The organism is Hydrocoleum sp. CS-953, from assembly GCF_002260545.1.
Lineage (GTDB): Bacteria > Cyanobacteriota > Cyanobacteriia > Cyanobacteriales > Microcoleaceae > Trichodesmium.
In genome coordinates this window covers 1-12,769 of the sequence record NZ_LGSU01001424.1, presented here as the reverse complement: position 1 = coordinate 12,769, position 12,769 = coordinate 1, and the positions used below count along the sequence as shown (strand labels likewise).

At 36.4% G+C, this 12,769-nt stretch carries 9 protein-coding genes; 1 reads left to right on the top strand and 8 read right to left on the bottom strand.

Annotated features, from left to right (window positions below):
• The 7 genes from AFK68_RS29250 to AFK68_RS29220 form a co-directional block, all read right to left on the bottom strand.
• A partial coding sequence (locus AFK68_RS29250; RefSeq protein ID WP_143438409.1) for a ribbon-helix-helix protein, CopG family occupies nt 1–652 on the bottom strand: 652 nt, incomplete at its 3' end.
• A 99-nt stretch (nt 653–751) separates the two neighbouring features.
• Entirely contained in the window at nt 752–1,993 is a 1,242-nt protein-coding gene (locus tag AFK68_RS29245) for an RNA-guided endonuclease TnpB family protein (protein WP_168186701.1), read from the bottom strand.
• Between the two features lie 295 nt (nt 1,994–2,288).
• Nucleotides 2,289–2,594, bottom strand: coding sequence for a CpeR family transcriptional regulator (locus AFK68_RS29240; protein ID WP_094677350.1), 306 nt, complete (start codon nt 2,592–2,594; stop codon nt 2,289–2,291).
• An 880-nt stretch (nt 2,595–3,474) separates the two neighbouring features.
• Nucleotides 3,475–4,098, bottom strand: coding sequence for a chromophore lyase CpcT/CpeT (locus AFK68_RS29235; protein ID WP_094677348.1), 624 nt, complete (start codon nt 4,096–4,098; stop codon nt 3,475–3,477).
• A gap of 664 nt (nt 4,099–4,762) precedes the next feature.
• Nucleotides 4,763–5,302 carry a phycobiliprotein lyase gene (locus tag AFK68_RS29230; protein ID WP_094677346.1) on the bottom strand — a complete coding sequence of 180 codons (540 nt, stop codon included), beginning with the start codon at nt 5,300–5,302 and terminating at the stop codon, nt 4,763–4,765.
• A 779-nt stretch (nt 5,303–6,081) separates the two neighbouring features.
• Complete coding sequence (locus AFK68_RS29225) at nt 6,082–6,843, bottom strand: phycobilisome rod-core linker polypeptide (RefSeq protein ID WP_094677344.1); 762 nt, start codon at nt 6,841–6,843, stop codon at nt 6,082–6,084.
• Between the two features lie 273 nt (nt 6,844–7,116).
• Complete coding sequence (locus AFK68_RS29220) at nt 7,117–7,986, bottom strand: phycobilisome linker polypeptide (RefSeq protein ID WP_094677342.1); 870 nt, start codon at nt 7,984–7,986, stop codon at nt 7,117–7,119.
• A 2,201-nt stretch (nt 7,987–10,187) separates the two neighbouring features.
• Between AFK68_RS29220 and AFK68_RS29215 the strand changes: the two genes are divergently transcribed.
• The gene (locus AFK68_RS29215; RefSeq protein WP_210407675.1) at nt 10,188–11,807 is read left to right on the top strand and encodes an MBL fold metallo-hydrolase; all 1,620 of its coding nucleotides are present in this window, start codon (nt 10,188–10,190) and stop codon (nt 11,805–11,807) included.
• Between the two features lie 87 nt (nt 11,808–11,894).
• On the opposite strand, the gene AFK68_RS29210 is transcribed toward AFK68_RS29215, so the two are convergent.
• Entirely contained in the window at nt 11,895–12,209 is a 315-nt protein-coding gene (locus AFK68_RS29210; RefSeq protein WP_094677340.1) for a DUF6679 family protein, read from the bottom strand.
• Nucleotides 12,210–12,769 lie beyond the last annotated feature (560 nt).

Sequence of the window (12,769 nt, the reverse complement as noted above, 5' to 3'; positions counted from 1 at the left end):
GTGACTGGTGCTGCAAAGAATCGTGAATTTCTTTGGACACCATCGAAGCGACTTGCTCTTCTAACTTTTCTAGTTGTACCTTTTGCTCTTGAGACTCTTGCTCCAAAGTTTTGTATACTTCCTGGGAAACCATGGAAGCTACTTGTGCTTCTAGTTGCTGGAGTTGAGCTAGTTTTTCCTGGGAATCTGCAATTACTTTTTTATCTTCTTCTAATTGTTTTTGTAAAGTTTCATAACTTTCTCTTGACACCATGGCAGCCATTTGGTTTTCCAAATCCTTTACCTGTGCCATTTGAGATTCCAACTCTTGCTGTAAAGTCTGATAACTTGCCGATAATTGAGTTTGTACTTCTACAGACTCCCTTAATGGTTCGGGAACTGTGACAACATCTACTTTACTTTCGGGTAATTCATTTTTGCTCAAAGCATTGTTGACAGTATCCGACTGATTATTCAAACTTGCTGTTATTTGTGCCGCCTCTCTCAAAACCGCAAGGTCTCCTCTGGCAATGCGCTCAACTAGCTCAGACCTTGATAAACCAAGTTCTTTTGCTATCTCCTTTAGCTTCTCAGCGCTACTGGGAGTAAGAGACACGCCTACTTTAACCTTGCTTTCTGTATAAGAGGTGGCACTACCACGTTTTTTTGACATTGGCATTCTCCTTGGCCACCATACTTTTTCTAGTATACCGCTTAATGGTATTCCGTGACATTCTCCCGACACTGTACCCGTAGGGTCAGCGCGGGCTTCCTAACCTCGCAGTGCAAGCATTCCTGCCCCACGCCACTTATCTAGGTCATAGACCCCCGACAGACCGACTTGACAGGCTGTTTCCTTTCCCCAGAGTCCCTGGGCTACTACATTCTCTAGTCCACGATACAAAACCATTTCTGCTGCGGCATGGTCACGATGGGTTCGATACCCACACTCAAGACAGTGGTGCTCTCTGACTTCCAGCCCTTTGCTGACAGTTGCCAGGCAATTAGGGCAGGTTTGGCTGGTGCCGTTTGGGTTGATTTTGGCAAAATACACCCCGCGTTTCCAGCACACCCATTCAGCCAGAGACAGAAATTGTCCGAAGGCAGCATCTAGACAATCTTTTCCCAACATCCCTCGCGTCAGCCCTTTGACATTGAGGTCTTCTGCAAAGATAGTTTGGGCCTGGTCACAAAGCTTGTGAGCCGTCTTCAGATGGAAGTCTCGACGACGGTTCGCAATCCGATGGTGCATTCTGGCTACTTCTCGCTGTGCCTTCTCCCAATTCTTAGACCCCTTCTGTTTTCTCGCCCCTCTGCGTTGCAGCAATTTCAGCTTGCTCTGCATCGACTTGAAAAACTTAGGGCGCTCCTGGAAAGAGCCATCCGAAGCTGTCAAGAATCGCTCCAATCCCAGGTCAATTCCAATTGCCCGACCATGAACCGGAGCATCAGGAACCGATATATCCAACTCAATGGTAACGACGACATACCATTGTGTCCCCCGTACTCTAGACAATACCCGCACCTGCTTTACTTTGAACCCATCAGGAATGGGGCGATGGAGCTTGATAGGAACGTCCCCAATCTTTGGCAGCTTGATGGTGAAGCCGTTGAGCGGGTTCTGCTTGAATTGGGGAAACACAAAGGACTTGAATTGACCAAACTTTTTGAAACGCGGAAAACCATGCCCACGCTTCTGAAACGCTTCCCAGGTATCGTGCAGTCTGCGAATCGTAGTTTGCAAAACCTGAGAATGTACCTGGCCTAAATGCGGAAGTTGCTTCTTAGCTTTGGGCAGATTGTTTTGCTGACGGTGGTAAGAGGGGAACGGTTCGTCGGCAGGAATGATGTATTCCTTCTCCAACGAACACCTGTCCACCGAGCACTTACGCGAAGCAATCCAGTCCTTGAGTTCGCGCAAAGCGTAGTTGTAAACGCCTCTGCACGTCTCAAGCCACTCCAGCAGTTCAATCTGCTGTGCGGCATTTGGATAGATTCGATAAGTGTAGTTCATGTTCAGCATGGAGTTATTTTACCACTATATAGAGTGGGCTGATAAATGCTTGCTTTGGGGGCATCGAATTCAAGGAGAGGTAATTATTAATTATTAATTGTTGAATCCCCGTAGAAATTTGGTCACCAAACCCAAACGATACTTCTGAATTTATACCTTTTGAATGAACCTCCCAACTCACTCAGGAAGTAGATTTTATATAATTTATTGAAATTATTTCACATTTAAACTTTAAAACTATTTATGACAAATTTGGTATCGAATATATTCCTAAAAGCTACTACTTAAAACTCGATCAACCCCGTTCATCAAACCTAGTATAAAAACCACCGTACTTGACCCAGTATTGTTTCAAATCGTGGTGAGGTGTATGGAGACTTGCTTTTGCTTGGTAAAGAACTACTTTTCTATGATTACCAATCCAAATTTTCTTAATAGGTTTAACAGATATTAAACTCCCACCTAATGTTTGAACACATTCTGTGAATCTATCAATAGTAGAATACTCTACAGTTTCAAATAAAAAGAAATTTCCTGAGCAGATGATATGGCGACTTCTGATCCAACCCTGTAATTTCTTTTCTGCTATTGGTGGTAACATTTTGTTTTAGCCCTCCCTCAAGACTATTTTATGGCTGCTACCTTGAATTTTTGAAGTACCTGAAAAAATTAACTATAGATTTTGGGTAGTTCAACAATTAATAATTAACAATTAATAATTGCCTCTTATTATAAAGAAGAGAATTGACCAAAAGTATTTTTTTTCTTTTTTCTCCATGAATGGAGATGCTTTATACCAATTCCCATCCATTAATGCTATACTTAATTAAAACTTCAGTTATTAGGTAATTACTTTAGTATAATAACTTTTTTGGTGATTTTAGGTAAGTTAAGGTTAATTATTCTTGATTTGTAGGGACGTTGGATGCAACGTCCCTACAGTCCCCTACTCCCTTACTCCCCTACTCTGAAATAGATAAAATTTTTGATAAATGGTATTAGAGACTGTTTGTAAAACAAGTATTCAGAGAGCTTAGAGTGACTAAAATCTAAAAGAGGTAAGACTTCAAAAGGTTAAAATCTGGTAAATATCCAGAGGCGGAAAGGTAAATACTATTCCTAGATTTTTAAGTGACAAATAGTTGTCTTAATTTCTTCTTTCTTATTACCTGTTCCCTGTTCCCTGTTCCCTATCTCCTTTTTATATTTCCTGATATATTCAATCTCTTATATCTTGATTTTTCGGTAAAGATTACCTAAAGAGCTATTCATTAATGGATAATGGATAATTGATAATTGATAATTACCTTCGGTTAAAACCGTTACGGAATTGAAGATAAGGAAATTCAAGAGCACTTTTTTTCCCTTAAAAGGGAAGGCTTTAAACCAGAATTATTTAATTATTAATTATTAATAATCAAATAATTCGGTAACAAATCAAAACATAACTGAATAGTAAATATACAAATAATTTTGTCTAACTACTTATTTATATTCGGTAACTCATCAGCAAAACTTGTTTGTTTTTCAAACTTTAAATCTCCTGCTGCTGAACCCCATATTTGTTTATGTGTATTAATATCCATACCCTTATCTGAGCTAACCCAAGTATTTTCAGTTAACTCTACTTTACTAACTAGATAAGTCTCGCATCCTCTCTTATGAATTAAACATTTATTTCCCGGTTCAACACTCCCTACAAATTTGTCTCCATCTCGTTTAAAAACCATTGAACAGTTATAACGACGTTCTAGATTTTCTGGAGTAATAGTATGTAAAATGTCTAATTCTCTTGCAGCACCGGCATAGAGAATAGGGTCTATAAGTTTGTAGTTTTCTATATAAATATAATCGCCTTTATCTATAAGTTGATGTACTCCTTGACGATATGGACTCCAGAGGTCATAGTCATAAACCTGCTCAGAATAAAAACCTATACCAGGAAAAAAATTCTCTGGCAAAGGTCGGAAAAAAACATGAATATGAGCATAAAGAGTTGGATTTTCTAAGGCTTGTTTTTTATTACTAAAGTCTCCTGCCATCCAACTAGCTAGAGTAATTAAGTTATTCAAATTTGTTTTATCTTGTGTCTGGGAAATATTCATAGTCTTTCCTATTTATTGTTCAATTATTTTTGCTTTTTATTATCAAGGTTTTTAAGAAAAACTATTTATATAATTAGCCAGGCATAATTAAATGTAACTATATCCTAAGCAACTGAAAAGGAGTTTCAATAATTAATAATTAACAATTAATAATTAACAATTAACAATTAAGAATTACCTCTTCTGGAAAAGGAGAAGATTGGTTAAAAGGAAAATTTTTTCTTTTTTTATCCATAAATAGAGAGGCTTTATACCCATTTTTTCGGTAAGAAAGTTATCTGAAAAGTTTGAGCTAAATAAAAATTGTCTGACATTGTGATACAAATTAATTTTAAAGATGTCGCCAATCATTTTAAACTAAAGATGTGAAATAATTTCCTGAAATCACCGAATTATTAATAATTAAATAATTCTGGTTTAAAGCCTCCCCTTTTAAGGAAAAAAAAGTGCTCTTGAATTTCCTTATCTTCAATTCCGTCACGGTTTTAACTAGAGGTAATTATCAATTATCCATTATCAATTATCCATTATCCATTAATGAACCAGCGTATCAAAGTTTTGAGCCTATAAAATCTTAATGTATGACTTTTGAATTTTGACTTCCGTGAAACAGTATTAGGTTTATTTCCACCTACCGACTTACTTATTTTGATTATTCTACTAATTATTTTTCCTCAGTTGATAAAGAACGAATTTCTGATGAAAAAGAGGCAGTTAATACACCATTACCATCACTCGTTTTAATCAACGATACTCTAAACCTAAGATTAGGAGTGCCAAACCAAATTTTTTCTTCAGCAGCAGCACGGTCATATTCTGTATGTAGAACAAAAGTACCATCTTCGGTAATATGATATTCTCCCGCAGCAGGAATAGTTTCTGCATACCCTTGGGAACGTAATAACTTTCCTTTTTTGAGATTATCTTTATCAGGTATTGGTACTAAAATACAACTACCTTCAAGAATTTCATTTTCATCCCAATCTGATTCTCCTTCCCAACTCATCTGAAAAGGAGAAATAGCATTACTAATATCTACTCCACTAGACTTACACAATTCTATTACTTCTGGAGCATTTGTTGGTAAAGAAACAATATCTATTGTCGAGCGAACTTCTTCAAAATGACTAAATGCTAAATTGTGGCCACTACGTTGCGATCGCCAACGTCCTATAGAACGTTCGACAAATTCTACGACATCCATACATTACTATCTTTAAAAATGATATTTACTGAGGAACCTATTTGATATTATCAAATCCTGATTTTACAGAAAAATTAACCTTTCAAGCCTTTCCTATCATGCAGAAAAAAGGAAAAAATCTTTTTATTAAATCCTATTCTAAAAAAGAATAGGTAATTATTAATTGTTAATTATTAATTCAGGAGTTACGCAGAGGATAAGTATTCACCCATTAGCATTCCCCATTTCGTGCAGAATGCTGGGCAAAGAGCTTTTGTAAAGAATCAAGCAATTCTAAGATTAGCTGATGACCAACTTTATTCATAACTTTTAATTCTCTTTAGAGGCTAATTTCTTCTTTGCTGATAGCTAATAGCTGACGGCTGTTTGCGCAGCATTCCGCAGGAAATGCTTACCGCAGAGGTATTATATACTATATATAGGGTTAAAAAACTATAACGTTATAGTTTTGAACGCTACATACATGGTCTTTGTGTAACTCCTATAATTATTAAAACTTACTCCAAATAGAAACCCGGTTTCTTGAAAGTCAAACTATTACTGTAATATTTTCAGGAGAAACCGGGTTTTCTAACAACAACTTACCAACAATAATTGATAATTATCAATCCGGTTGAAAGCCTCTCCTAATAATTGATAATTAATAATTGATAATGAAAGAATATAAAAATTGCTTTTTCGTGCTTGAATAAGCTTTTTTAATCTCTGATATAGGTTGTCATTAATCAATCATTATCCATTATCCATTATCCATTAAAGAAAGGTTCTTAACTATTGATTTAAGCAACCTCAGTAATTTTCAGGATTTTCCCACCTGTTTTTTGAATGCTGTTAATTTTTGCAGTTAGCTGTTCATAAGATACTGTATAGGTTGTCGCACTTCGCTTAACAACAGGACCAATACCAGTTTTAGTAACTGAGATTTCAAAACGCTTAATTGTATTGCTATAAGGTCCACTTACAGATACAGGTTCTGTAATTTTCGTACCCATATTAGCAGCTAAATCTAAAGTCAATCGGGAAGGCTTATTTCTGTCACTTGTAGCATATCCTCGTTCCAGAGCAAATGTCCGATTAAAGGTTACATTTTTCATGCCAACTACAGTGGTAGTACCTTGTGGGTATGGAACAATATTTTCCCCAAAATTTTGAATATATTCGTCACTGTTTGTGTAAGAATCAATTTCTGCTTCGTATCCTTCTCCATTACATATACGAACGTGTTCAGAAATTTCTGCCTGGTCTTCAGGAGCACGACCTAATATATGCTTAAAGTTTAGTTCTACGAATCCATAAGGAGAAGATGATTCAAAAAACAAAGAGAAATATAGTTCTGATTTAGCAACCATATTAACAAATTGACGGACAGAAATTTCTCCGTTTTTCAGAAATGATTCGGCGCTAGTTAGACGTTGACTCTCCATTACATGGAGATTTCCCAATACTTGCTTATAAACAGCTCTAATCACAACTTCTTTTTCATCTTCTGTGGCATTAGAACGTAGTTCTATTGGATCGATTTTGTCTACCCAAAGTGACATTTTAACTCCTCTATTCTATTTCAAAGATTTTGATTTTTTTCTATACTATCCTTGCAGTGTTCATAGCTCATAGCTAATCATTCATCATATATAAACAGAATAACTATCAACCATGAACTACTGCAAATTTTTTAAAAAATTTTACCCTTTCTTATCCTGGATATAACTACTAAATTATAACAACTTCATTCTTGAATTTCAATTTTAGTTATTACGAATCTAGTAACTAACCAATTCAGGCAAAATGAGTAAATAATTTTCTGATTTTAACCCCTAGTTGATAGGAGTAATACTGGCAATAACTCCACCCTGCTGATGAATCCTTTGGTACTCTTTAGAAAGTTGATCGAAAGGCACCAAAAATACCTTATTGCTACGGCGGAATTTGGAAACACGATTTACTACTTTTGAGCTATAGTTTGTTACTTCAATGCGGTAAACTTTACCACCAGAACTAGCTCCGACTCCATGTCTACTTCTAGCACCTAAAGCTGTATCTTGGAATGACCAACCATCCGAACCACCAGAAGGAGGAACTACAGCCAAAGGTGTTTCTTGAATCACATATTTATTCAAAGCAGGGCTTTTTCCAGGTAAACTTCCTTTGAAGTCGCTGCTGGAAGCTCCACGCAATAGTTGGAACATATGGGTAAAACCAACCATTTTTTTGCCAGTTTGGGTTTTGTATCCTCGATAATAAGGAACAATATTTTCCCCATAAGCACTACTATATTCGTCACTATCAATGTAGGAATCAATATCAGCTTCAAAGCTTTTTTCATCCAGAATTTTGCTATGAAGTTTCATGTCATCGTAGCCATCGGGAGCGCGACCTAAAAAGTGCTTAAAATTTAATTCAACTGCACGATAGCGGGGGCAAGTATCAAAGAACCGAGAACGATACAAGTCAGAGCGTCCAACTTGACGTACAAATTCACGGACAGTAATTTCGCCTTCTTTGAGTTTGGACTCTGCTACACTGAGTCTTTCACTATCCATGACGTAAGCATTGCCCAGAACTTGCCTATAGACAGCTCGAATCACAGTTTCTACTTCTTCTGATGAACGTCCGGGCAACAGTTCTACGGGTTCTGTATCTTCAAAAAGGCCAACCCCTAACTGAGATGCAGGTCCAAAAACCATTTGAACTATCTCCTAGATCTAATAAGGTTTGCTGAAAAAAATGTATTTTTTAGTTACAAAACTGAAAAATTTGGACTCATGGCTAAAATCTATTCCTGAAGTAGGAGTAGAATTGTATAGACTTATGAGCCTATTTTTTTAAGTTTTATACTTTTGTGACGTTCTCTCCCGCTAAATCGAAGATTATAGGGGGAGCTTCTCCTCCTCACGGATGGAGCTTCCTGTCTTGCCGGCTGACTGATGTCTACGCCTCCACAGGCAGCAACGATGAGACCCACCGCCGTCTTGTGCTAAAAATTATGTACTCACCTAGTTTCCTTCAAGAAATGACCTTCTGACGGAATAACTAAAGTTCTCTGAGTTTAACTCCATATCTTGAGTTGTCTAGGTTCAGCAATCAGGTGCGTATTACCGCCACTCCTAATCTTAGTCAAGAGGATCATAATTATTGGCATGTTGTCAACAGAAAAACTTGACAAGTTTGATACCAANGTCTTGTGCTAAAAATTATGTACTCACCTAGTTTCCTTCAAGAAATGACCTTCTGACGGAATAACTAAAGTTCTCTGAGTTTAACTCCATATCTTGAGTTGTCTAGGTTCAGCAATCAGGTGCGTATTACCGCCACTCCTAATCTTAGTCAAGAGGATCATAATTATTGGCATGTTGTCAACAGAAAAACTTGACAAGTTTGATACCAATATCTGTTTTTTTGTGGGTCGTGATTCCCCTCCCGTTAAATCTGTCGATTATCACGGGAGATCCCTCGCAACATTGAATTGAAATATACACTACTACCAGGCTCTTAATTATGAATAATTATAAAGTTTTGTAAGCGTATAGAAATATACGCTGGATCTTTTCTCATCCAAGATTGTAAGCTAGCAATTAAGCTAAAAAATTATTCTTGTAGTTTAATATTTAGTAATTTTCAGTAAAAATTAGACATCTCCAGAAAAGAGGGAATAGGGAATAGGCAATGGGTAATTTCAGTTATCAGTTAGCCTCTTGCCTCCTGGGTCGGAGCTGCGCTAACAGAGGAACTGCCTCTTTCAGAGGAGCTTCGCTAACTTAACAGTTAGCCTCTTGCCTCCTGGGTCGGAGCTGCGCTTTATCCTGACGGACTGCTCCGCTTTCCATGTCGCGCAGCGTTAGCGGAGCTTTGCGTCAGCAAAACAGAGGAACTGCCTCTTGCAGAGGAACTTCGTTAACGTTAACAGTTATCAGCGCACCTCCGACTTTAGTCGAAGGCTTGAAATACTGAATTAAATATTTTTTTCACCCTCTTAAAAGGGGAGGCTTTGGACCTCTTTTTTTGGTAATAGGGGGAAGTAATTCATAATTTCTTGATAATAATTGATTTTATTTTTGATTTTTGGATCGGAATGTTGCACCAAAAGCTTTTTAAAGAATAAAGTAATTACTAAGGTTAGCTTATTACCTTTTTATTTTCTGCGGAATGCAGGGAAAACATAACTTTTAATTCTGGTTAGAGACTAATTATTTATAAACGTGAACAGTTAATAATTCATAGCTGACTGCTGACTGCTGAATACTGAATACTTATTAGGAATCAAAATACTAAAAACTTTAGTTGATTTGAGATTTTATTTATCGGGTATTTTGTCAATAAGTTCTTAAACTTAAAGATGATTCATTAATTGATAATGGATAATTGATAATTACAAGAAGGTTAAAACCGTTACGGAATTGAATATCGGGAAATATCCTAGCACTTTTTTTCCCCNATAATTGATAATTACAAGAAGGTTAAAACCGTTACGGAATTGAATATCGGGAAATATCCTAGCACTTTTTTTCCCCTATCCAAGGGGAGCCTTTAAACCAGAATTATTAATTATTAATAATTAATAATTGGGTAAAATTTTAAATTATTAGTATCCAAAATTTTCCTAGTGCAGAATGGCGGAAATAACTGACCAGTTACAAAATCCTAAAAGCCTTACTAATCAATAATGCTTGAATTTTGAATTTTGAATTTTGACTTCCGCGTAGCGGCACTAGAGCGAAGCAAATAGGGGATAAAAAAAGTTTCAATTCAGTATTTCAATCCCGATACAGAGAGTCAGAGGTACTGATAACTCTTAAACTTTGCGTAGCATTCCGCAGGAAAGGAAAGTTCCTCTGTAAGAAGCTAACTGATAACTGATAACTGATAACTGATAATTGAAATAACCCTTGTGATAGATTTAGAATGTTTAGCTTATAGTGTAGGTCACGCAGATGATGGAATATGTCTGCTAGTTCGGATTGGAGTACACCGGATTTTATTAGATTGTGGTATTACCGATATTTCATTATTAACTAATGAAATAAAACAACAACCTCCTGCAGATATTGTCCTATGTAGTCATGCACATTCAGATCATGCTCAAGGACTTTTGCCACTTCATCAAACTTTTCCAAAATTGCCAATATATGCTAGTGAGGCAACAACTAAACTTCTACCTCTAAATTGGCCAGAAATTCCTATTTCTGAAATCCCTAATTTTTGTCAACCTTTACCTTGGCACTCACCAGTAGAACTTCGTACTGGTCTAACTGTAGAGCTTTTTCCAGCAGGTCATTTACCAGGAGCAACAGCTTTTCTCCTCACCTATACTGGAAAAAATCGAACCTATAAACTCTTATATACAGGAGATTTCTTTTTATCAAACAGTCGTTTGGTTGAAGGTCTACCTTTAGGAAATTTACGAGGACTCAAGCCAGATGTATTAATAATTGAAGGTAACTATGGCACTGCCCGTTATCCACATCGGCGACAATTAGAGAATAACCTGGCCGAAAAGATATATCAAGCTATTATTTCAGGAACTTCAGTTATCTTACCTACCCCCCCTTTAGGATTAGGACAAGAATTGTTGATGCTTCTACGCAGTCACCATTATTTTACAGGCCGCGATTTAGATATTTGGGTAGAGGAAAAAGTAGCCAGAGGTTGTGACCTTTATTTAGAACTATTGTCCCAATTTCCCACAACTGTACAAAATTTTGCTCAACATCAACCTCTATTTTGGGACGAAAAAATAAAACCGCGTGTGCTGAGGCGATCGCCAGGAAAATTACCTTCCACAGAAAAACCTTATATCCTCATTGCGGACAAGGATACTGATTTGAGCCAATACGTTATTAATCAAGATAATTCTGTTATTATCTTACTACCAGAAATACCAGGAAAGATACGACAGGAGTTGAATTTTGCTCATACCGAAACATATCTGTTGACCGATCATTGTGATGGACTTGGTACAACACAGTTAATTCACAACTTACGTCCTCAACATATAATTTTCGTCCATGGCCATCCTAATTATTTAGCTGACCTAACTAACCTTGAAGAGTTACGCAACCGTTATAAACTACACTCTCCAGCTAATGGTACATTAGTAGAGTTACCAATAGGTGAAACTTTTATAGTACCTACATTACCAGAAACTAATTATGAAGGGGAATTAAATGAATTAGAGACAGAGGTAATAATTTCTTTACCTCAAAGCATTACAAATGATAATCGTTGGCCAAGTTTTGCGGATACAGGTCTTGTAGAGGTTCGTTGGCAAGGAGAAGAACTGGTCATTAAAGGAATATCCCAACGAGAACTTCTTAGTCAAACCAGCGATCGCTTGCTCTCTCCTGAGTTACATTGTTGTGGTAATTGTGTACATTACCGAGGACAACGTTGTTCCAATCCTGTTTCAGCTCTATATGGCTTTAGGGTAACATCTGATGGGTACTGTCCTATGTTTGAGTCGCTTCATTTTCCTTTTACTTCTAACGGAGAGAGCAATAAAAATGACTAATTCATCAATTTTAACTATAATAAGACATATTTCTATGTATTTAACGAAAATAATTTAGTCATTAATCATCTATCTGAGATATCTCAATTATTCTTGTTGATTTGATTCTGGATAGTGGTTGCGAATCTGTTCAGCTTCTGGACAATCTTCAGATACTAGAGGATCGATATTACCCCTGGGCACGGACGCTAGTTTTTGGGTAATAGCCCCTATACTTTCTAAACGGACCATTTCTTCCCAAGAACAGATTTCATCTTCTTCATCTGTTTCGTAGCGTATCGTTACTAAATCTCCCTCTATATCCAATATTTTTGCTTGTTCTATCCAACGCTGCTGATCTCGCAAGAAAATACATACCTCACGACCATCACAACAAAGTTGATATATCTTGCGTTGTAGCATTGGCTTTTTATACTCCCAATCAATAACTTGGTCAAATGCAAATGTATTTATGAAAAATTACTTACTGGAAAGCTTGACAAATAAAAATTTTCTCTTTACTGTCATTTATATTGATGAGCATCTTTCGTGTATCAAGCCTAGAATTACTAGGAATATATAAATTGTATCACAAGCTTGGTATTGATTGGCATTCATCACTATCTAAAATGAAACATTATTAGAGTAATATTTTTGCCAAGGTTATGTTAACTGTTCAACTTGCAATCTCAAAGGATTGTTCCAGCAATCTTTTTTCATTGTGAGACTAAATTAGTAGCACTTAAATCTACTATAGCGCAGATGCCAGCTTTTCGCCTAAGTTATTATTTTCAAATGTGACCGTTAGACCATCTCCGTATAGGAGTTTAGGAATGAGAATTAAATCAAGTCCATAATTTATAATTTTTATTTTATTTTAAAGAACTCAGATGATATGGAGTTTGGGCAATTTAACTTTTGTAGATAATAAAATCCTTACCCTTTAGTTAACTTTACATAATCATAATAACACTACATTAATT